The following is a 21,435-nucleotide window of genomic DNA, read 5'->3' as shown; positions in this document are numbered from 1 at the left end:
GGACTCGATGCGGCGAGCCGGAGCCGCCGCCGAGGGGGCGGCTCCGGTCGGGCGGTCAGCGCTGCAGCGCTCGGCCCAGCAGGTCGGCCTGCTCGGAGGCGTGCCGCTTCGCCGAGCCCGCGGCGGGGGAGGCCGCGGCCGGGCGCGAGACGACGCGGATCGGCCGGTCCAGCTGCGGAGCGACGTTCAGCGCGATGAACGGCCAGACGCCCTGGTTCTCGGGCTCGTCCTGCACCCAGACGAACTCCGCGTCCGGGTAGCGGGCGGCGATCGCGCGCAGCTCCTCGATCGGCGCCGGGTAGTACTGCTCGACGCGCACCAGCGCGATGCCGTCGTCCGGCTTCTTCTCCAGCTCGGCCTTGAGGTCGTAGTGCACCTTGCCGGCGTGCAGGAGCACCCGGGTCACGGCCGACGCGTCCTGGACGCGGGCGTCGTCGATCACGGGCTCGAAGCGGCCCGAGGTGAAGTCCTCGACCGGGCTCGACGCCCCGCGCAGGCGCAGCATGGCCTTCGGAGTGAAGACCACCAGCGGGCGGCGCGGCCGCGAGTACGCCTGGCGGCGCAGCAGGTGGAAGTACGACGCCGGGGTCGACGGACGCGCGACGGTCATGTTCCGCTCCGCGCACATCTGCAGGTAGCGCTCGATGCGGGCGGAGGAGTGGTCCGGGCCCTGGCCCTCGTAGCCGTGCGGGAGCAGGAGCACGAGCGACGAGCGCTGGCCCCACTTCTGCTCGGCGGAGGAGATGAACTCGTCGATGACGATCTGGGCGCCGTTCGCGAAGTCGCCGAACTGCGCCTCCCAGAGCACGAGCGAGTCGGGCCGCTCGACCGAGTAGCCGTACTCGAACGCCATCGCGGCGTACTCCGAGAGCAGCGAGTCGTAGATCCACAGGCGGGCCTGCGAGTCCGACAGGTTCATCAGCGGCAGCCACTCCTGGCCGTTCTCGCGGTCGTGCAGCACCGCGTGGCGCTGGACGAACGTCCCGCGGCGGGTGTCCTGGCCGACGAGGCGCACCGGGGTGTCCTCGAGCAGCAGCGAGCCCAGCGCGAGCAGCTCGCCGAAGGCCCAGTCGATCGAGCCGGAGCGGCTCATCTCCTGGCGCTTGGTGAGGAGCTGCTGCAGCTTCGGGTGCACGGTGAAGCCCTCGGGCGGCGAGGTGAACGCGTCGCCGATGCGGGTGACCACCTCGGCCTTGACGCCGGTCACCTCGGGCTCGCCGGGGTAGTCCTCGCCCTGCTGGGCGTCCGGCAGCTCGAGGTCGGCCACGGAGTCGCCGTCGGCGCTGATCACCGGGATCGCACCGGTCTGCGCGGCGTGCGTCTCGGCGAAGGCGCGCTCGAGGCGGTCCTGGAAGTCCTGGTGCGCCCGGTCGTACTCCTCCTCGGTGATGTCGCCGCGACCGACGAGCGCCTCGGTGTACAGCTTGCGCACCGAGCGCTTGGCCTCGATCAGGCTGTACATCAGCGGCTGGGTCATCGAGGGGTCGTCGCCCTCGTTGTGGCCGCGGCGGCGGTAGCAGATCAGGTCGATGACCACGTCGCGGTTGAACCGCTGGCGGTACTCGAAGGCGAGCTGGCCGACGTGCACGACGGCCTCGGGGTCGTCGCCGTTCACGTGGAAGATCGGCGCCTGGATCGTCTTCGCCATGTCGGTCGAGTAGATCGAGGTGCGCGCCTCGTGCGGCGGGGTCGTGAAGCCGACCTGATTGTTGATGTTGATGTGGATCGTGCCGCCGGTGCGGTACGCCCGCAGCTGGGACATCTGCAGCCCCTCGACGACCACGCCCTGGCCCGCCATCGCGGCGTCGCCGTGGACGAGGATCGGCAGGGTGGTGAAGGTGCCGATCGGCTTGCGGTCCTGCTTGGCGCGGACGATGCCCTCGAGCACGCCGTTGACGGCCTCGAGGTGGGAGGGGTTCGCCGCCAGGTAGACGGGGATCTCCTCGCCGCCGGCGCCGCGGAAGGTGCCCTCGGTGCCGAGGTGGTACTTCACGTCGCCCGACCCCTGGACCGTCTTCGGGTCCTGGGTGCCCTCGAACTCGCGGAAGATCTGGCCGTAGGTCTTGCCGGCGATGTTGGTCAGCACGTTGAGGCGGCCGCGGTGGGCCATGCCGATGGCGACCTCGTCGAGGTCCGCGTCCGCCGCGCCCTGCAGGACGGCGTCCAGCAGCGCGATCAGCGACTCGCCGCCCTCGAGCGAGAAGCGCTTCTGGCCGACGTACTTGGTCTGCAGGAAGGTCTCGAACGCCTCGGCCTCGTTGAGGCGGCCGAGGATCCGCAGCTGCTCGTCGTGGCCCGGCTTCTCGTAGCCGCGCTCGAGCTTCTGCTGCATCCAGGCGCGCTGCTCCGGGTCCTGGATGTGCATGTACTCGACGCCGACGGTGCGGCAGTAGGAGTCGCGCAGGATGCCGAGGATGTCGCGGAGCTTCAGCTGGCGGGAGCCGCCGAAGCCGTCGGTGACGAACTCGCGGTCGAGGTCCCAGAAGGTGAGGCCGTGGCTCTCGATGGCGAGGTCCGGGTGCGAGCGCTGGACGTACTCCAGCGGGTCGACATCGGCCATCAGGTGGCCGCGGACGCGGAAGGAGTTGATGAGCTCCTGCACCCGCGAGGTCTTCGAAACCCGCTCGGCGAGGTCGACGGCGATGTCGGTCGACCAGTGGATCGGGTCGTAGGGGATGCGCAGCGCGGAGAAGATGTCCTCGTAGAAGCCGCGCTTGCCGAGCAGCAGCTCGTGCACGATCTTGAGGAACTCGCCCGAGCCGGCGCCCTGGATGACGCGGTGGTCGTAGGTCGAGGTCAGCGTGATCGTCTTGCCGATGCCGAGCTCGACGAGCGTCTTCTCGGACGCGCCCTGGAACTCCGCCGGGTACTCGAGGGCGCCGGCGCCGATGATGCAGCCCTGGCCCTTCATCAGGCGGGGCACGGAGTGCACGGTGCCGATGCCGCCCGGGTTGGTCAGCGAGAGGGTGGTCCCGGCGAAGTCGCCGGCCGCGAGCTTGTTGCCGCGGGCGCGCTTGACGAGGTCCTCGTAGGCGGCGAGGTAGGCGGTGAAGCTCAGCGTGTCGGCGCGCTTGATGCTCGGGACGAGCAGGGCGCGGGTGCCGTCGGGCTTGGGCATGTCGATCGCGATGCCGAGGTTGATGTGCGCCGGGGCGACGACCGAGGGCTTGCCGTCCGGCTCGTCGTAGTAGACGTTCTGGCTCGGGAAGTCCTTGAGCGCGCGGATCAGCGCCCAGCCGATCAGGTGGGTGAACGACACCTTGCCGCCGCGGGTGCGGCGCAGGTGGTTGTTGATGACGATGCGGTTGTCGATCATCAGCTTCGCCGGGATGGTGCGCACGCTGGTGGCCGTCGGGATCGACAGGCTCGCGTCCATGTTCGTGGCGAGGCTCTTGGCCATGCCGCGCAGGGGGGAGACGACGTCCTCCTCCACGGCGGCGGCGGGCTCGGCCGGCTTGCTCACGGGGGCGTCGGCCGGGATGGGCTGCGCCTTCGGCTGCTTCGAGGTGGTCTTCGCCGTGCTGGTCGCCGAGGTGGCCGGATGGCTCACCGCTCCGCCCGCGCTCGTCGACACGCGCTCGGCGACGGGCGCCTTCGCCGGGGCGGCGGGGGCGGCGGCCGCGGGGGCCTCCGCGCCGGCGGGGGCGGCACCGCCGAGCTGCTTGCCGTAGCGCTCGAGGATCGGCCACCAGGACTCGTCCACCGAGGCCTTGTCGGCGCTGTACTGCTCGTACAGCTCCTCCACCAGCCACTCGTTGGCCCCGAAGTCCTCCGAGCCCTGATCTGTTCCCGCTCCGGTCAACTGGCTCGACACAGCCGATCGCCCACTCTCTCCGTTGATTCGTTCTCGATCATCCGGACGGCACCGTCGCATCCGACACGCATCTGGGCGTCGTCGCCCGGTCCCGTCCCGGTCGTCAAGCCTAGCCCGGATCCTCCGGCGAAGGTCCCCAGCCGGGCCGGAGTAGCGTCGTCTCCATGCGCTTCTACGGTGGAACACCCTCCGGCGACCTCACCTACTCGGACGTCTTCCTCGTTCCCGGCCGGTCCTCCGTGACCAGCCGGCTCGACGTGTCGCTCGCCCCCGGTGACGGCACCGGAGCCAGCATCCCGATCGTCTCCTCGAACATGAACTCGGTCACCGGGCCCCGGCTCGCGGCGACGCTCGCCCGGCGCGGCGGGCTCGGCGTCCTCCCGCAGGACATGCCGCTGCAGCAGCTCGACGCGGCGATCCGCTGGGTGAAGGACCAGCCGGTCGCCTTCTCGGGCGCGCTCACCGCCTCGCCGTCGACGACCGTCGAGGAGGCGCTCGCGATCCTCCCGGCCGTCGCGGGCCACGGCTTCGTGGTGCAGGAGGAGGACGGCAGGATCCTCGGCTGCGTCCCGGCCGCGCGGCTCGCCACGGCCCTGGAGGACGCCAGGCTCGGCGACCTCGTGCACGGCGCCTCCGCCTCGATCGACGCCGACGACGTCACCACCGCGCGCGCCGCCTTCGACCTGATGGTCGCGGCCGACCTCGACTTCGCCCCGGTGCTGCACCACGGCGCGCTCGTCGGCACGCTCTCGCGCACCGGCGCGCTGCGCTCGACCATCTACGACCCCGCGCTGGACGCCGACGGGCGGCTCCGCATCGCCGCGGCGGTCGGCATCAACGGCGACGTCGCCGCCAAGGCGCGCGCCCTCGTCGCCGCGGGCGTCGACGTGCTCGTGCTCGACACGGCGCACGGCCACCAGGAGGGGATGCTGCGCGCGCTGCGCACCGTCTCCGCGCTGAAGCTCGGCGTGCCGATCGCGGCCGGCAACATCGTCACCGCCGACGCGGTGCACGACCTCGTCGACGCGGGCGCGGACATCCTCAAGGTCGGCGTCGGCCCGGGCGCGATGTGCACCACGCGGATGATGACCGCTGTCGGGCGGCCGCAGTTCTCCGCTGTGCTCGAGACGGCGGAGCGGGCCCGCGAGCTCGGCGCGCACGTCTGGGCCGACGGCGGCGTGCGCTACCCGCGCGACGTGGCGCTCGCGCTCGCGGCCGGTGCGGCCTCGGTGATGATCGGCTCCTGGTTCGCCGGCACGATCGAGGCGCCGGGCGAGCTGCGCAGCGACGCGGCCGGCCGGATCTACAAGGAGAGCTGGGGGATGGCCTCGGCCAAGGCCGTGCAGGAGCGCTTCGACCGCCTCGACGCCTATGAGCTCGCCCGCAAGCGGCTCTTCGCGGAGGGCATCTCCTCGTCGATGATCTACCTCGACCCGCTGCGCCCGTCGCTCGAGGACCTGCTCGACATGATCACTTCGGGCGTGCGCTCCTCCTTCACCTACGCCGGGGCGCGCAGCGTCGCCGAGTTCCACGAGCGCGCGCTGGTCGGCCTGCAGTCGGCGGCGGGCTACGAGGAGGGCAAGGCGCTGCCGGTCAGCTGGTGACCGCTCGCCGGTGACCGTCAGCCGGTGCCCGGCGCGCGCGTGCTAGAACCGAGCCCATGACGATCGTCGACAACGCCGTGTACGTCGGCGGTCACCGCATCCGGAACCCCGACTCGCTCGAGGACACCTTCGAGCTGATGCGCGACGAGCACGGCATGGCCTGGATCGGGCTGTACCGCCCGAGCCGCGAGGAGGTCGAGGCGGTCGCCCAGGAGTTCGGGCTGCACCCGCTCGCCGTCGAGGACGCGCTGAGCGGCCACCAGCGGGCGAAGCTCGAGCGCTACGACGACGGGCTCTTCGTGGTGCTCCGTCCGGCGCGCTACGTGGACTCCGCCGAGACGGTCGTCTTCGGCGAGCTGCACGTGTTCGTGGGCCCCGACTTCGTGGTCACCATCCGGCACGCGGACTCGCCGGACCTGGCGGCGGTGCGCAAGCGGCTCGAGGGGGACCCGTCGCTGCTCTCCCGCGGACCGGAGGCGGTGCTCTACGCGATCCTCGACCAGGTCGTCGACGAGTACGCGCCGGTGGTGAACGGCGTCCAGGGCGACGTCGACGAGATCGAGGACCAGCTCTTCGGCGACGGCTCGGACGACGGGCTCTCGGAGCGCATCTACCGGCTCTCCCGCGAGGTCATCCACTTCCAGCGCTCGGTGCAGCCGCTGACGGCGCTGCTGCGCGAGCTCGCCGAGGCGCCGGACGCGGCCCCGGGCGCCGACGCGACGCTCGACCACGTCGAGCTGCACCGCTCGCTCCGCGACGTGCTCGACCACACCATCCGGGTGACGGAGGCCGTCGACGCGCTGCGGGCGATCCTGGACAAGGCGCTGACCGTGCACTCGACGCTGGTCTCGCGGCGGCAGACCGAGACCGGGCTGGCCCAGAACGACGTGGTGCGGAAGATCTCGTCCTGGGCCGCGATCCTGTTCGCACCGACGCTCGTCGCGGGCATCTACGGCATGAACTTCGACGACATGCCGGAGCTGCACTGGCGGCTCGGCTACCCGTGGGCGATCGGGCTGATGCTGGTCTTCGGCTTCGCGCTCTACGCCGTGTTCAAGCGCAAGAAGTGGCTCTGAGCGCGGCCCTGCCGGAGCCGGGCTGCCGCTAGACTCGACGCCACAATGGACGACCCCCCTTCTGCGCATCCGCCCTCGCACCGGCTCGTCCGGATCTCCCCGATCCCCTCGGGCTCGATCCTGCAGCCGCTCCCGCTTCCGCTGACCGGGGGTGATCCCCGTGGGCACTGAGTGGCTCCTGCTCGGCGTCGGCCTGCTGCTGACGCTCGGCACCGGCGTGTTCGTCGCGAGCGAGTTCGCGCTGGTCAACCTCGACCGCGCCGATCTCGAGGCCCGCCGCGACCGCGGCGAGACCCGCCTCGGCATGACGATCGCCGCCCTCCGCGTCACCTCGACGCACCTCTCCAGCGCGCAGCTCGGCATCACGCTGACGACGCTGCTCACCGGCTACACGATGGAGCCGGCGCTCTCGACGCTGCTGCGCGTGCCGTTCGGCGGGCTCGGGATCCCGGACGAGGTGCTGACGCCGATCATGACGGTGCTCGCCATCGTCATCGCGACCCTGCTGTCGATGATCCTCGGCGAGCTGGTGCCGAAGAACTTCGCGCTGGCGCTGCCGCGGGCGACGGCGAAGCTGGTCGTGCCGATCCAGACCGCGTTCACCACCGTCTTCCGGCCGGCCGTCGCGCTGCTGAACGGCAGCGCGAACGCCCTGCTCCGCCTGGCCGGCATCGAGCCGAAGGAGGAGCTCTCGGGCGCCCGCAGCGCCGAGGAGCTCTCGAGCCTGGTGCGCCACTCCGCGAGCGCCGGACTGCTCGAGGAGGACACGGCCGACCTGCTCGGGCGCACCCTCCGCTTCTCCGCGCTCTCCGCGGGCGACGTGATGACGCCGCGGCTGCGGCTGTCCACGCTCGAGCGCTCCAGCACCGCCCAGGACGTCCTCGACCTCGCGCGGACCACCGGCCTCTCGCGCTTCCCGATCACGGACGACGACATCGACGACATCGTCGGCGTCGTGCACGTCAAGCAGGCGGTCGCGGTGCCGCGCGGCAAGCGCTCCGAGGTGCCCGTCACCGCCCTGCGCTCGGAGCCGCTCCGCGTGCCCGAGACGATGAAGCTCGACGTGCTGCTCACCGAGCTGCGCGGCCGCGGCTTCCAGCTCGCCGTCGTCGTCGACGAGTACGGCGGAACGGCGGGCGTCGCGACGCTCGAGGACCTCGTCGAGGAGCTCGTCGGCGAGGTGGCGGACGAGCACGACCGCTCGCGCCCCGACGTCGTGAAGCTGCCCGGCTCGACCACCTTCCCCGGCATGCTGCGGCCCGACGAGGTGCGCGACCGCGCCGGCGTCGTCATCCCCGAGGAGGGGCCGTACGAGACGGTCGCCGGGTTCGTGATGAGCGAGCTCGGCCGCCTGCCCGCCGTCGGCGACGAGGTGCCCGTCGAGGGCGGCTCGCTCCGCGTGGAGCGGCTCGACGGCCGGCGCATCGACCGGCTCCGCTTCACCCCGGACCCCGACGCGGCGGGCGAGGGCATCCCCGACCCGCTCGCCGACGTGGGCCGGCCGCACCGAGGACGCCAGGAGGCCGACCATGAGTGACTGGGCAGGAATCGCCTGGCTCGTGGTGCTGCTCGCCGCGAACGCCTTCTTCGTCGGAGCGGAGTTCGCGGTCATCTCCGCGCGCCGCTCCCAGATCGAGCCCCTCGCCGAGAGCGGACGCCGCAGCGCGATCACGGCGCTCGCCGCGATGGAGCACGCCACGCTGATGCTGGCGACGACGCAGCTGGGCATCACCGTCTGCTCGCTGCTGATCCTCAACGTCAGCGAGCCGGCGATCCACCACCTGCTCGAGGTGCCGCTGCACGCGGTCGGCATCCCGGACGAGTTCTCGGGCACGGTCGCCTTCGTGATCACCCTGGTGATCGTCTCGTTCCTGCACGTCGTGCTCGGCGAGATGGTGCCGAAGAACATCTCGTTCTCGATGCCGGACCGCGCCGTGCTGCTGCTCGCGCCGCCGCTCGTCGCGATCGCCCGCGTGATCAGCCCGATCATCGTCGCGCTCAACGCGATCTCGAACGGGGTGCTGCGGCTCTTCCGGGTCGAGCCGAAGGACGAGGCGAACAGCACCTTCACGCTCGAGGAGGTGCAGACGATCGTCGACCAGTCGACCCGCGAGGGCACCCTGCGCAGCAACGGCACCCTCCTCGCCGCGTTCGAGTTCACCGAGAAGAAGGTGCACGACGTGGCGCTGCCGCTCGACGGCATCGTCAGCCTCCCCGCCGGAGCCTCGCCCGCCGACGTCGAGCGCGCCGTCGCGAAGCACGGCTTCTCGCGCTACGTCGTGCTCGGCGAGGACGGGCAGCCCGAGGGCTACATCCACCTCAAGGACGTCCTCGACCTCGACGGCGACACCGAGGGTCCCAAGTTCCGCCTGCCCATCCCGGCCAAGCGGATCCGCCAGCTCGCCTCGATCTTCGAGGCCACCGACCTCGAGGACGCCCTCGCGATCATGCGCCGCACCGGCGCCCACCTCGCGCGCGCCTTCGACGAGCAGGGCCGCGCCACCGGCGTCCTCTTCCTCGAGGACATCATCGAGGAGTTGGTCGGCGAAGTCGACGACGCCACCCGCCGCTGAGGCGCGGGCCGGGGAGGCGGCGCTCGCGGCGTTGTCGTCGGTCGCGATACCGCCGGTATCGCTCCCTCCTCCGCCTTGCGATCACCACCTCCCCGGCCCGCGCCTCGACTCGAGGCGGGGTGGCAGCGGCTTCGCCGGCTGCGGTGGGCAGCGGCTTCGCCGACTGGGCTTCACGGCGGAAGCGTCGCCGGCTGCGGGTGCGGCAGCGGCGGCCCTTCATGCTGGTCGAGTAGCCCCGCAGGGGCGTATCGAGACCCACCGTCTCCAGCAGGGCGGGACTGCAGACTCAGGTGCTGACGGTGGTGGATCTCGATACGCCCGCTTCGCGGGCTACTCGATCAACATGGTGCCCGGTCCCGCTGCACATGTGAGGTGGTGATGATCATGCTGGTCGAGTAGCCCGCAGGGGCGTATCGAGACCCGCGTCATCAGGCGTGCGGCTGCCGGAGTTCTGCTGCGGGCGGATCTCGCAGAGGGCGGCGTCAGGGGTGCGACCTAGGCTGGCGGGATGACGGATGGGCAGAAGGAGTTCGGGCTCGCGGAGGCGGCGTCGGCCGTGCGGGTGCCGCGTGCCGAGGACGACAAGTACAGCCGCGGGGTGCTCGGGATCGCGACCGGGTCGGAGCGCTACCCGGGGGCGGCGGTGCTCGGGGTCGAGGCGGCGGTGCGCACCGGGCTCGGCATGGTGCGCTACCTCGGGCCGGAGCGGCCGTCCGCCCTCGTGCTGGCGCGTCGCCCCGAGGTCGTCACCTCGGCCGGGCGGGTGCAGGCCTGGCTCCTCGGCTCCGGGACGAGCGCGGACGACCGCTCGGAGGACGAGCGCGCCGCCCTGCTCGAGCAGCTGCACTCGGGGATCCCCGTGGTGCTCGACGCGGGCGCGCTCGACCTGATCGGCGAGGCCCGCGGTCCGGTGGTCATCACTCCGCACTACCGCGAGCTCGCCGGCCTGCTCGCGCGCGCCGGGGTGGACGTCGACGCGGCCGCGATCGCCGCCGACGCGAGCGGCTGGGCGCGGCGCACCGCCGAGCGCTTCGGGGTCTGCGTGCTGCTCAAGGGCAGCACCACGCACGTGGTCTCCGGGAGCACCGCCCACGAGGTCAGCGGCTCGACGCCCTGGCTCGCCACGGCGGGCAGCGGGGACGTCCTCGGCGGAGTGCTCGGCGCGCTGCTGGCCGGCCGAGCCGCGGATGCGGAGAGCCGGGGGACGACGCTCGGGGACGAGGATCTCGCGGCGGTCGCCGCCGCCGCGGCCGTCCTGCACGCGCAGGCCGGCGCGGCGGCGTCCGGAGGCGGGCCGATCGCGGCCCTCGACATCGCCGAGCAGCTCCCCGGCGTCGTCGCACGGCTGCTGAACTGAAACGCCGCCATCGCCTGCCGCACTGAACCGATCGCGTCCCCGGCCCGTTGACACAGGAGAGACGGCCTTCCCCCGCGACCCGCACATCGGAGCCGCACAGCCGCCTCATCGGAACCCCCGAGCTCCCGGCCCTAGCGTCGGGGACGACAGCCGCGTCCGCCCCCCACCCAGGAGAACAGACATGACCGCGAAGACCACGACTCCCGTCCGCTACGCCCTCACCCTCCTCGCCGGAGCCGGCACCCTCGCGGCCCTCGCCGCCTGCTCGAGCACCGCCACCGCCGGGACCGAGGACGCCGGCTCGAGCGCCGCCGCGACCAGCGCGCCCGCCGCGACCTCCAGCGCCGCCCCCGAGTCGACCGGTTCCGCGTCGACCGGCTCCACCGCGACCGGCGCCTACGCCGACGGCACCTACGAGGCCGACGGCTCCTACACCTCGCCCGGCGGCAACGAGTCGGTCGGCGTCGAGCTGACCCTCGAGTCGGGCGTCGTCACCGCCGTCACGGTGACCCCCGAGTCCGAGAACCCGACCGGCCAGGAGTACCAGACCCGCTTCGCCAGCGGCATCTCGGGCGAGGTCGTCGGCAAGAGCCTCGACGAGCTCGACGTGACCAAGGTCTCCGGCTCCTCGCTCACCTCCGGCGGCTTCAACGACGCCGTCGAGACGATCAAGGCCGATGCCGCGGCCTGAACCTCTGCACCCTGACGCCGCGCCGACCGCGACCCGGCGCGTCCTCGAGAGCGCGTGGCGCTTCGAAGCGATCGGCACCACCTGGCAGATCGACACGGACGCGCCGCTGGACGCGCTCGTGCGCGAGCGGGTCCGCGCGCGCATCGAGGCCTACGACCGCACCTGGTCGCGGTTCCGCGACGACTCCGCCGCTTCGCGCCTTCGGACCGAGCCCGGCGAGCACGTCTTCCCGGCGGAGGCGGTCGAGCTGTTCGCCCTCTACGACGAGCTCTTCGCGCTGACCGGGGGCGGCGTCACGCCGTTCGTCGGCGACGCCCTCGAGCAGCTCGGCTACGACCCGGCCTACTCCCTGGTTCCGCGCGGCCCCGTCGCGCCGGCTCCGTCCTGGGCCGCGGCCCGCGTCGGCGGGGGAGCGACGCTCCGCACCGCGGCCGGAGTCGTGCTCGACGTCGGCGCGGCCGGCAAGGGTCAGCTCGTCGACCTCGTCCTGGACGAGCTCGCGAGCGCGGGCGTCGAGCGCGCCGTCGTCGACGCGAGCGGCGACCTGCGCGCCCGCGGGGTCGGCGCCTACCGCGTCGGCCTCGAGCACCCCTTCGACGCGAGTCGCGCGATCGGCGTCGCCGAGCCGGGCGAGCGCGCGCTCTGCGCCTCGGCCGGCAACCGCCGGGCCTGGGGCGACGGGCTGCACCACGTCCTCGACGGCCGCACCGGCCGCCCGGTCGACACCGTCATCGCCACCTGGGTCGTCGCCGACAGCACCCTCGTCGCCGACGGTCTCGCGACCGCCCTCTTCGTCTGCCCGCCCGAGGTGCTCGCCGAGCACTTCGACTTCGAGTTCGTCCGCGTGCTCAGCGCCGGCGGCCTGCACTACTCGCCCCGCTTCCCCGGAGAGGTCTTCTGATGATCGGCACCCTCGATCGCGCCCTCGGTCGCATCACCATGTACCGGCTGGTCTGGCTGACGCTCGCCGCGCTCCTCGTGGTCGCGCTCGGCTACTCCGCCGCCGGGCTGATCTTCTTCACACCGATCGAGATCGCGGCGACCGCGGTCGTGGCGATCGTCTCGACGACCGGGGCGACCTGGCTGATCGCCCGGCTGGTCGGCTCGCCCGCCCACCTCGAGTCCTCGCTGGTGACCGGACTGCTGATCGCGTTCCTCCTCTTCCCGACCTCGGAGCCGCGCGCGCTGCTCGTCGTGGCGCTGATCGGCCTGATCGCCGCCGCCTCGAAGTACGTGCTGGTCTGGCGCGGGCGCCACCTCTTCAACCCGGCCGCCGTCGCGGTGCTGATCGTCGGCATCGCGCAGGGCCTGCTGCAGGACACCCCGATCGCGGGCTCGCTGACCGCCGCGGCCTGGGCGCTGCCCACCGGCGCGCTCTGGCCGTGGGTGCTGCTCGGCGCGCTCGTCGTCGTCGCACGGGTGCGCCGCTGGGCGATCGTCGTCGTCTTCATCGCGGTCGCCGGAACCGTCTCCGTGCTCAACTCGGTGATGAACGGACAGGAGCCCGGAGCCGCGCTGTCGCTGGTCCTGACCGCGTACCCGTTCGTCTTCGCCGGCGCCTTCATGCTGACCGAGCCGCTGACCCTCGCCCCGCGCCGCTCCCAGCAGCTGATCGTGGCCGTCGTCGCGGCTCTGCTCACGACGGTCCCGTTCTCGCTCGGACCGCTGCACGCCAGCCCGGAGCTCGGCCTCGTCGCGGGCAACGCGATCGCGTTCTTCTTCGGCCAGCGCCGGCGGCTGTCGCTGGAGCTGCGCTCCTCGAGCGTCATCGCTCCGGGCATCACGGAGTACCGCTTCGCCTCGCGGACGCCGGTGCGCTTCGAGGCGGGCCAGTGGCTCGAGCTCGACGTGCCGCACCGCTCCGACGGCCGGGGGAGCCGTCGCACCTTCTCCATCGCCTCCGCTCCCGCCGACGGCGAGATCGCCGTGGCCATGCGGCTGCCCGAGAAGGCGAGCAGCTTCAAGCGGGCGCTCGCCGGTCTCGAGCCCGGTGCCGTGGTCCGCGCCACGAGCGTCGGCGGCGACTTCGTGCTGCCGGCCGACCCGGCGACACCGCTGCTCCTGGTCGCGGGCGGCATCGGCTTCACGCCGTTCGCGAGCCAGCTGAGGGCGATCGCGGCCGGACCGGAGCGCGACGTGGTCGTCGTCTACGCGGCCGCCCGGCTGGAGGACGTGGCGTACCGCGAACTCCTCCGCGCCTCCGGGGCCCGCGTCGTGCTGGTCTCGCCCGAAGCGCCGGATCGGCTGCCCGAGGGCTGGTCGCACGTCGTCGGACGGATCACGGCGGAGCGCCTCGCGGACGCCGTGCCCGACGCACCGCGCCGGGTCGGGTTCGTCTCCGGCTCGCCCGCGTTCGTCGACTCCGTCCGCGGCGCCCTCCGCTCGGCCGGTGCGAAGAAGGTCCGCACCGACGCCTTCGCCGGGTACTGATGCGGCCGTCGGCCGCTCAGGAAGGAGTTCCCAGGGCCGTTCAGGGGTCCGATGAGGGCGCCGTCTACACTGACGCGGTGCCGACCCCTGCCGCCCCAGAGACCGCCGCCACCCGCGCCTCCCTCCGCCCGTCCGCCCGCCCGATCGCGTGGCTGCGCGAGAACCGCGACTCCGCCGCCGTGCTGTGGGGCGGCTTCGCCCTCGTGCACGTCCTGCTCTCCCTGCTCGCGCTCTACGCCCCAGGACTGCCGATGGGCGACGTCAGCATCGTCTACAAGGGCTGGATGCGGACCGCCGTCGAGGGCGGCGGGCTCGTCGGCTTCGACACCGGCTGGGTCTACCCGATCCTCGCCCTGGTGCCGATCAGCGCCGCCTGGCTCTTCGGCGAGGCGGGCTACGACCTGACCTGGCTCGTCGGCGTGATCGCCGTCGATGCGGCGGCCTTCGCCCTGCTCCTGCACCGCGGGATCCCCGCCCGGCTCGCTGCGGCGCGCTGGTGGCTGCTCTTCCTGGTGCTCCTCGGTCCGATCGCCGTCGGCCGGATCGACGCCTTCACCGTTCCGCTCGCCATCGCCGGGCTGCTCTGGGCCTCCAGCCGACCGGTCGTCGCCGCGCTCGCGCTGACCGTCGCGACGTGGATCAAGGTCTGGCCCGCCGCCCTGCTCGGTGCCGCCGTCCTGGTGCTGCGCGGCCGCTGGCGGCTCGTCGCCGTCGGCGCCGGGCTCTCGGTCGCGATCATCGCCGGCGCGTATGCGCTCGGCGGCGGCGAGTACGTCTTCAGCTTCGTCACCGACCAGACCACGCGCGGTCTGCAGATCGAGGCGCCCGTCAGCACTCTCTGGATGTGGCTCTCCATCGGCGGCTGGGCCGGCAGCTACGTCTGGTACGCCGCCGACATCAACACCTTCGAGATGCACGGCCCGTTCACCGATGTCGCCGCCGAGCTGATGAACCCGGCGCTCGCGCTCGCGGTGGTCGGCACGGTGCTGCTCGGTCTCCGGGCGCTGCGCGCGAAGGCGTCGCCGGTGCGGCTGCTGCCGCTGCTGAGCCTCGGACTCGTCCTGGTGCTGATCGACATCAACAAGGTGCTCTCGCCGCAGTACATCGTCTGGCTGGCGCCGCCGGTGATCGTCGGGCTCGTCGTGGCCGGTCGCGACTTCGCGACGCCGGCGAAGCTGACCCTCGCGATCGCGGTGTTCACGCAGATCGTCTACCCGTACCTCTATCTCTTCCTGCTGTACTCGAACGCGGGCATGGTGCTGGCGCTGACCGTGCGCAACGTCCTGCTGCTCGTGCTGCTCGGCTGGGTGCTCCGCGAGCTGTGGCGGACAGGGAGCCGCGCTCGCGCTGCCGAGGGCGTGCGCGCCTAGGCTGGACGGAGGGTCCGGTGGTCGGATCCGCTGGGAGGTCCCTCGTGCTGGTCGCATTCTCCGTCGCTCCGTCCGGCGGTGAGGGCTCCGACGCCTCCGTCCACGACGCCGTCGCCGCCGCCGTCCGCATCGTCCGCGACTCCGGCCTGCCGAATCGCACGACCTCGATGTTCACCGAGATCGAGGGCGAGTGGGACGAGGTCTTCGACGTGATCAAGCGCGCGACCGAGGCGGTCGGCGCCTACGGGTCGCGGGTCTCGCTGGTGCTGAAGGCCGACATCCGGCCCGGCTACTCGGGCGAGATCGACGCCAAGATCGAGCGGCTCGGCCGCGCGCTCGAGGAGTGAGGCGCGCGGGAGCGCTCTCCGACTCGAATCGTTTCGATCCGCTTCCGATCCTCGCTATCGTGGTCCGGTGACCCTCTCCCCGGCCCGGACCCGCCTCGCCCTGCTCGCCCTCGCGATGGGGGGCTTCGCCATCGGCTCGACCGAGTTCGTCGCGATGGGGCTGCTGCCGCAGCTCGCCGCCGACCTGCTCCCGGACGTCTACGCCGTGAGCTCCGAGCAGGCGAACTCGCAGGCCGGACTGCTGATCTCCGCCTACGCGCTCGGCGTCGTCGTCGGTGCTCCGACGATCGCCGCGGCCGCCGCGCGCTGGCCGCGCAAGCGCCTGCTGCTGATCCTGCTGGCCGCGTTCACGATCGGGACCGTCGCCTCGGCCCTGCTGCCGACCTTCCCGCTCGTGCTGGCCGCCCGCTTCGTCGCGGCGCTGCCGCACGGCGCGTACTTCGGCATCGCCTCGCTCGTCGCCGCCGACCTGATGGGGCCGGGCAAGCGCGGCAAGGGCGTCGCCTTCGTGCTGTCGGGACTGACCATCGCGAACGTCGTCGGGGTGCCCGCCATCACCTGGGTGGGGCAGAACGCGGGCTGGCGCAGCGCGTACCTCGTCGTCGCGGCGATCTTCGCGGCGACCGTGGTGGCCGTGTGGCTGCTCGTGCCGTTCCAGCGGGGGAACCCGGGCGCGACCATGCGCAACGAGCTGAAGGCCTTCGCCCGGCTGCAGGTCTGGATGACCCTGCTGATCGGCGCGATCGGCTTCGGCGGGCTCTTCGCGATGTACAGCTACATCACGCCGCTGTCGACCGAGGTGACCGGGTTGCCGCTGGGCGCCGTGCCGTGGATCCTGGTAGTGATCGGCCTGGGCATGACGGTCGGCAACCTGGCGGGCGGCTGGGCGGCCGACCGGAACGTGCGGCTCGCACTCGTGGTGCTGTTCCTCGGGGTGCTCGTGTCGCTGATCGGCCTGGCGCTGACCGCGACGTCGGTCGTGGGCCTGGTCGTGTTCACGTTCCTTGCGGCGGGCTTCTCCGCGGGAGCGTCGCCGGCGATCCAGACCCGGCTGATGGACGTCGCCCGCGACAGCCAGACCATCGCCGCGGCGCTCAACCACTCCGCGCTCAACATCGGCAACTCCGTCGGCGCCGCTCTCGGCGGGGTGACCATCGCCGCCGGCCTCGGCTACCTGTCGCCGATCTGGGTCGGCGTGGTCCTCACCGCGGCCGGCATCCTGCTCGCCTTCGCCAGCATCGCCATCGACCGCGCCCGCGGCACCGTCGACGCGCCGCGCGACCCGTCCCGCCCCGCCACAGGCAGCGTCCCGGTCAACGCCCTGTAGGGGCGCCGCGGTGCATGCTGATCGAGTAGCCCGCGCGAGCGGGCGTATCGAGATCCACCGGCACCGGACGGGGGTCTGCAGGCCGCCCTGCTGACGCCGGTGGGTCTCGATACGCCCCTGCGGGGCTACTCGACCAGCATGGAATGGGCACCACACGGTACGCCTTGCCTGCAGACCAGCCGACCACGGAGCGGCGCAGACGGAAATCCGCGTGTCAGCGGATTCTCCGCAGCCGCCGTGAGACGCTCTGCGAAATGCGCCCACCTCGTGCAGCCGACTGCGGCGCGGCGGGCGGGGACCGCCGCGCAGAACGAGCACGGGTTCCGCGCCGGACGGCGCGGAACCCTCAATCCGTTTCGATGAGGATCCCGTCGTGGATGGCGCGCTTGCGCAGTGCGACCTTGGTGCCGACGTCGATGCCGACCACGCGGTACTTCTCGCGGATGCGCTTGAGGTAGGACTTCGCGGTCTCCTCGGAGATGCCGAGCTCGAAGGCCACGGACTTGACAGGCTCGCCGCCGCCGTAGAGCGCCATCACGCGGCGCTCCTGCGCGCTGAGCTTGGGGGCGCCGTCGGAGTCGCCGGTGGAGAGCGCCATGTCGAGCTCGTGCGAGATGTAGGAGTGGCCGTCCTTGGCCGCGCGGATCGCCTCGACGATCATGTCGGCGTCCTCCGTCTTGACGAGGTAGCCGAGCGCGCCCGAGGCGAGCGCCTCGCGGACCACGGCCGGCTCGGAGTAGGTGCTCATCAGCACCGTCTTCACGCCGGTGGTCTTCAGGGTGGAGAGCTTGACCGAGATCGGGATGTTGTCCTTGAGGTCCAGGTCGAGCAGCACGACGTCGACGGGGAACTCGGGGTGGGTGAGCAGCTCCGGCCAGGAGGCGACCGCGGCGACCAGCTGGATGTCCGACGCGGCGCCGCGGATCCACTCCGTGAGGGCACCGAGGAGCATCTTGTGATCGTCGACCACGGCGAGCGTGATCTTCGGTTCTGCGGTGGAGGTCATCGGTGTCCTTCGGCTCGGCGGGAGGGCGGGGCGGTCGTCTCTGCTCAGCGATCGGCCGGATTCTCGACGTAGCAGTCGATCTCGATCCGGAGCGCGTCGTCGTGGGACGTGTCGCGGAACGCGCCGACCTGTGCGATAGCCTCCCACGTCGCGGGATCGACTCCGCGCACGGGCACGCCCTCGGACTGCAGAGTGAGCGGCACCAGCAGGGAGCGCGGCGGTGCGTCTGCCTCGGGTTCGCGCGGTGCGCCCGCCTCCACGTGCAGCACGACGGTGAGCCCGGAGGCGCCGTCGAGGATGAGCCAGATGGCGGAGAGCAGGCCGTCCCGCTGCTGGTGGCCGAGGAGGCCGGCGGTGCCGTCGGGGTCGTGCAGATCGACGAGCGGGGCCAGCAGCTCGGACTCCTGGATCGCGTGGTGCAGCCAGGTCTCGCGACGCCCCTCGATGAGGTGCAGTCGGAGGCTGGTCGCGAGCGCGGCGGCGTGCGCGGCGCGGTGCGGATCGAGCGGCAGGACGGTCGTGCCGTCGCCGACCTCGGCGAGCAGGCGCTCGGCCGCGAGGTCGAGGCGGGCGAGCTCCTCCGAGGCGAGCATGCCGACCGCGTAGCGCGGTCCGAGGGTGGTGCTCTGGACGAGGGCGCGGTCGATCTCGAGCTGGACCATCCGGCGGAAGCCGCGCATCATCACGACCGCGACGACGGCGGGCGCGAGGGTCACGGCCATCGCGCTGATCCGCACCGAGAACGAGGTCTCGTCGCCCGAGCCCATGACGCTGTAGGCGACGAGCTCGGCGACCGCGATGGCGAAGGCGACGGCGAGGACCTCGATGCTGCGGCGGTGCACGATCATCGCGGCGTGGGCGACCGCGGCGGCCACTGCGGCGGTCGGGACGGCCGCGGACGGGCCGTGACCGGCGACGGCGATCAGGTCCAGCGCCACGGCCCCGGTGATCCCGACGAGCAGGCCCAGATACGCGGCCGTGGGCAGGCGCTGACCGCAGACGTGGATGGCGACGACGGTCGCGGTGAAGGAGGCGACGAGGAGGAGCCAGGCGACGACGACCAGCCCCGGCCGCGCGTAGTCGTCGACGGTGGCGAGGAAGACCAGGAGCTCGTAGGCCATCAGCGCCGCCGCGATGCCGGTGAGGCCGCTGCCGAGGTAGCTGGTGCCCAGGGTCTCCTGCTGTCCCTTCCGCGCGCGGGCGGAGCGGGGCGAGCCGTCGGGCCGGCGTGGAGCGGCGCCGGGTCCGCCGAGGAGGGGGGAGGCCCGCTCGGTGCCGGCGCTCACTTGGGCACCTCCAGCACGACGGTGGTGCCGGAGCCGGGTGAGCTGAAGAGCCGGGTGCGGCCGCCGACGTCCGCGAGCCTCGCGACGACCGACTCCTTGAACCCGAGCTTCGTCGCGGGCACCGTGGCGATGTCGAAGCCGGCACCGGCGTCCGTCACCATCGCGCGGACGGTCTGCTCGTCCTCGGTGATGGTGACGTCGGCGGACTCGACACCGGAGTGCCGCCGCACGTTCTCGAGGCACTCGGCGAGGGCGAGCAGGAAGGAGTCGAGCGCGGCGCCCTCGAGGACGACCTCCCCGGAGCCGTGCAGGACGACCTCGAGGCCCAGCCGGCCGAACCGGTCCCGGACGTCCTCGAGCGAGTTCGCGGCGGGCGACGCCGTGACGCTGGTCAGCTGGTACGAGCCGGACGCGCTCGGCGTCGGCGTCCCGCCGAGGCGCAGCTGGCGCAGGAGCTGCGCGTCCTGCGCGGCCTGGCGGCGGAGCGCGTCCTCGGAGACGCCGCGGCCGGAGTGGGCGAGCAGGGTGAGTGTCGCGAGCACCGTGTCGTGCAGGAGCCGCGCTCCCTGGCGGCGCTGCGCCTCCGTCTCGCTGGCCTGCCGCTCGACGCGGTGCGCATTGCCGATGCTGTCGATGCGCCGGACGACCCGGGGGACGGCCGTGCTGATCCAGAGCGCGAATCCGGCGAGCGTGCCCCACGGCAGCAGGCTCTGCACGAGCGCGTTGGACAGCATCGCCTCCTCGGCGACCAGCACGGAGACGACGACGCTCGGCACCAGGACGGGCAGGAGCAGCAGCAGCCGACGGGCGGAGGTGGTCACCACGACGGCGACGGTGCTGGTGACGGCGTTGGCGGTGCCGACGAGCACGTAGCCCTCGAAGCCGCTGCTCACGCCGATGGCGCTCGCGAGCCCGATGCTCAGCGCCAGGCCGCCGGCGGCGAGCAGGAGCACCCAGAGCGTGCGTCCGCTGCGGCCGAGCTGCAGGTGGAGGACGGCGAGTCCGAGGAGCAGCGCCACCGCGAACGGCACGGCGTCGGGCGCCAGCGCCCCGGGGCCGAGGACCAGGGCGATCGCCGTGGCGTCGATCAGCAGGCCGATGCCGCACGCGGACTGGCGGAGGAGGCGGTCGCGCTCGCGAGCGCTGCGGACCAACGGCACGGGCACGCTCCTTCCGGTGGGCGGCGCGGGGCGGACCCCCGTCTCACGATAGTCACAGACCAGCGGTCGGCCCGCGGGACGGCCGGGATCGGGTCAGACCGCCAGGAGCCTCGCGAGGTGGCCGCCGACCGCGTCGTCCTCGATGAGGAAGGCGTCGTGCCCGAACGTCGAGCTGATCACCGCGACCTCGTCGCCGTCGATGGTGCCGCGGGCGTGGGCGGCGATGATCCGCTGACCGTCCACCGGGAACAGCCGGTCGCTGTCGATCCCGAGCACGAGCGTCGGGCTGGTGATCCGCTCGAGCGCCTCGGCCTCGCCGCCGCGCCCGCGCCCCACGTCGTGCGAGTTCATCGCCTCGACGAGGGTGATGTAGCTGTTCGCGTCGAAGCGCCGGGTGAACTTGTTGCCGTGGAAGTCGAGGTACGACTCGACCGCGAACCGGCCGCCGCCGCCCAGTGGGCTGAGACCGGACTGCCAGCTCCGCTCGAAGCGGTCGTTGAGCTCGGACGGGCTGCGGTAGTTGAGCAGGGCCATCCGGCGGGCCAGCGCGAGGCCGTGGTACGGGCCCTTGCCGTCACCGGCGTCGTAGTAGGCGCCGCCCGCGAAGGCGGCGTCGTTGCGGATCGCCTCGAGCTGGACGAAGTTGAGCGCGATCTGGTCGGAGGTGGCGCGCGGGGGAGCGGCGAGGACCGCGAGCCGGGCGACCCGCTCGGGGTGGTCGATGCCCCACTCCAGCGCCTGCATCCCGCCCATCGAGCCGCCGATGACGGTGTGCCAGCGGTCGATGCCGAGCCGGTCGGTGAAGAGCGCCTGCACGGCGACCTGGTCGCGGATCGTCGTGTACGGGAAGCGCGCGCCCCACTCGTGCCCGTCGGGGGCCAGCGAGGCGGGGCCGGTCGAGCCCTGGCAGCCGCCGAGCATGTTCGGGGCGACGACGAAGTAGCGGTCGGTGTCGATCACGAGGCCGGGCCCGACGAGTCCGGACCACCAGCCGTCGGTCGCGTGACCCGGGTCGCCGCGGCCGATCAGGTGGGAGTCGCCGGTCAGCGCGTGCAGGACGAGGATGGCGTTGTCGCGCGCGGGGGAGAGCTCGCCCCAGCTCTCGTAGGCCACCCGGACGTGGGGGAGGCGGCCGCCCGCCTCGAAGGCGAACGGGCCGATCTCGACGAAGCGCCGGCCGCCCGGGTGGTCGCCCTCGCGCCAGGCCCCGGTGGCGGGCGGCTTGCCGATCACCGAGCGGAGCTGGCGCTCGGTGACGAACGCCGAAGGGACGGTGTCCTCGAGTGTCTGCTGCCAGTCCATAGCGGTGTCCATCGTGGCAGAGCGCGGCGGGCGCCCGGCCTTTGTTACGCGGGGGTGACGCTCGCCTCGCTGATCGAGTAGGCCGCGGAGCG

General features: G+C 72.6%; 16 protein-coding genes. 11 read left to right on the top strand and 5 right to left on the bottom strand.

What is annotated here, in order from left to right; translation table 11 throughout:
• Positions 1 to 55: 55 nt before the first annotated feature.
• Complete coding sequence (locus tag MT353_RS01870) at positions 56 to 3,814, bottom strand: multifunctional oxoglutarate decarboxylase/oxoglutarate dehydrogenase thiamine pyrophosphate-binding subunit/dihydrolipoyllysine-residue succinyltransferase subunit (protein WP_243623479.1); 3,759 nt, start codon at positions 3,812 to 3,814, stop codon at positions 56 to 58.
• 164 nt (positions 3,815 to 3,978) lie between these two features.
• On the opposite strand from MT353_RS01870, the gene MT353_RS01865 reads away from it, so the two are divergent.
• The 11 genes from MT353_RS01865 to MT353_RS01815 all read left to right on the top strand — a co-directional run bounded on the left by MT353_RS01865 (position 3,979) and on the right by MT353_RS01815 (position 16,589).
• Complete coding sequence (locus MT353_RS01865; protein WP_243623478.1) at positions 3,979 to 5,418, top strand: GuaB1 family IMP dehydrogenase-related protein; 1,440 nt, start codon at positions 3,979 to 3,981, stop codon at positions 5,416 to 5,418.
• A gap of 56 nt (positions 5,419 to 5,474) precedes the next feature.
• The gene (corA, locus tag MT353_RS01860; RefSeq protein ID WP_243623477.1) at positions 5,475 to 6,494 is read left to right on the top strand and encodes a magnesium/cobalt transporter CorA; all 1,020 of its coding nucleotides are present in this window, start codon (positions 5,475 to 5,477) and stop codon (positions 6,492 to 6,494) included.
• 160 nt (positions 6,495 to 6,654) lie between these two features.
• Positions 6,655 to 8,031 carry a hemolysin family protein gene (locus tag MT353_RS01855; RefSeq protein ID WP_243582421.1) on the top strand — a complete coding sequence of 459 codons (1,377 nt, stop codon included), beginning with the start codon at positions 6,655 to 6,657 and terminating at the stop codon, positions 8,029 to 8,031.
• Positions 8,024 to 9,067, top strand: coding sequence for a hemolysin family protein (locus tag MT353_RS01850; RefSeq protein WP_123444413.1), 1,044 nt, complete (start codon positions 8,024 to 8,026; stop codon positions 9,065 to 9,067). The genes MT353_RS01855 and MT353_RS01850 overlap by 8 nt, the downstream gene beginning before the upstream one ends.
• A gap of 508 nt (positions 9,068 to 9,575) precedes the next feature.
• Positions 9,576 to 10,424, top strand: coding sequence for an ADP/ATP-dependent (S)-NAD(P)H-hydrate dehydratase (locus MT353_RS01845; RefSeq protein ID WP_243623476.1), 849 nt, complete (start codon positions 9,576 to 9,578; stop codon positions 10,422 to 10,424).
• Between the two features lie 181 nt (positions 10,425 to 10,605).
• Complete coding sequence (locus MT353_RS01840; RefSeq protein WP_132435822.1) at positions 10,606 to 11,115, top strand: FMN-binding protein; 510 nt, start codon at positions 10,606 to 10,608, stop codon at positions 11,113 to 11,115.
• Complete coding sequence (locus tag MT353_RS01835; RefSeq protein WP_243598876.1) at positions 11,102 to 12,016, top strand: FAD:protein FMN transferase; 915 nt, start codon at positions 11,102 to 11,104, stop codon at positions 12,014 to 12,016. Before MT353_RS01840 ends, MT353_RS01835 begins: the two co-directional genes overlap by 14 nt.
• Positions 12,016 to 13,545 (top strand): oxidoreductase, encoded by a 1,530-nt coding sequence (locus MT353_RS01830; RefSeq protein WP_243623475.1) that lies wholly within the window; start codon positions 12,016 to 12,018, stop codon positions 13,543 to 13,545. The genes MT353_RS01835 and MT353_RS01830 overlap by 1 nt, the downstream gene beginning before the upstream one ends.
• Before the next feature lie 77 nt (positions 13,546 to 13,622).
• Positions 13,623 to 14,915, top strand: coding sequence for a glycosyltransferase family 87 protein (locus tag MT353_RS01825; protein WP_243623474.1), 1,293 nt, complete (start codon positions 13,623 to 13,625; stop codon positions 14,913 to 14,915).
• 44 nt (positions 14,916 to 14,959) lie between these two features.
• The gene (locus tag MT353_RS01820; RefSeq protein WP_243623473.1) at positions 14,960 to 15,262 is read left to right on the top strand and encodes a thiamine-binding protein; all 303 of its coding nucleotides are present in this window, start codon (positions 14,960 to 14,962) and stop codon (positions 15,260 to 15,262) included.
• A 115-nt stretch (positions 15,263 to 15,377) separates the two neighbouring features.
• Positions 15,378 to 16,589 carry an MFS transporter gene (locus tag MT353_RS01815; RefSeq protein ID WP_243623766.1) on the top strand — a complete coding sequence of 404 codons (1,212 nt, stop codon included), beginning with the start codon at positions 15,378 to 15,380 and terminating at the stop codon, positions 16,587 to 16,589.
• A gap of 346 nt (positions 16,590 to 16,935) precedes the next feature.
• On the opposite strand, the gene MT353_RS01810 is transcribed toward MT353_RS01815, so the two are convergent.
• The 4 genes from MT353_RS01810 to MT353_RS01795 form a co-directional block, all read right to left on the bottom strand.
• Positions 16,936 to 17,595 carry a response regulator gene (locus MT353_RS01810; protein WP_123445394.1) on the bottom strand — a complete coding sequence of 220 codons (660 nt, stop codon included), beginning with the start codon at positions 17,593 to 17,595 and terminating at the stop codon, positions 16,936 to 16,938.
• Between the two features lie 44 nt (positions 17,596 to 17,639).
• On the bottom strand, positions 17,640 to 18,881 hold the full coding sequence (locus tag MT353_RS01805) for a hypothetical protein (protein ID WP_243623472.1): 1,242 nt from the start codon (positions 18,879 to 18,881) through the stop codon (positions 17,640 to 17,642).
• On the bottom strand, positions 18,878 to 20,041 hold the full coding sequence (locus MT353_RS01800; RefSeq protein WP_243623471.1) for a sensor histidine kinase: 1,164 nt from the start codon (positions 20,039 to 20,041) through the stop codon (positions 18,878 to 18,880). The genes MT353_RS01805 and MT353_RS01800 overlap by 4 nt, the downstream gene beginning before the upstream one ends.
• A 93-nt stretch (positions 20,042 to 20,134) precedes the next feature.
• Entirely contained in the window at positions 20,135 to 21,343 is a 1,209-nt protein-coding gene (locus MT353_RS01795) for a homoserine O-acetyltransferase (protein ID WP_123735270.1), read from the bottom strand.
• Between the last annotated feature and the right edge of the window lie 92 nt (positions 21,344 to 21,435).

This window comes from Rathayibacter sp. VKM Ac-2927 (assembly GCF_022815525.1).
In the GTDB taxonomy this organism is placed as follows: Bacteria; Actinomycetota; Actinomycetes; order Actinomycetales; family Microbacteriaceae; genus Rathayibacter; species Rathayibacter festucae.
This window is presented reverse-complemented; position numbering and strand designations above follow the sequence as displayed.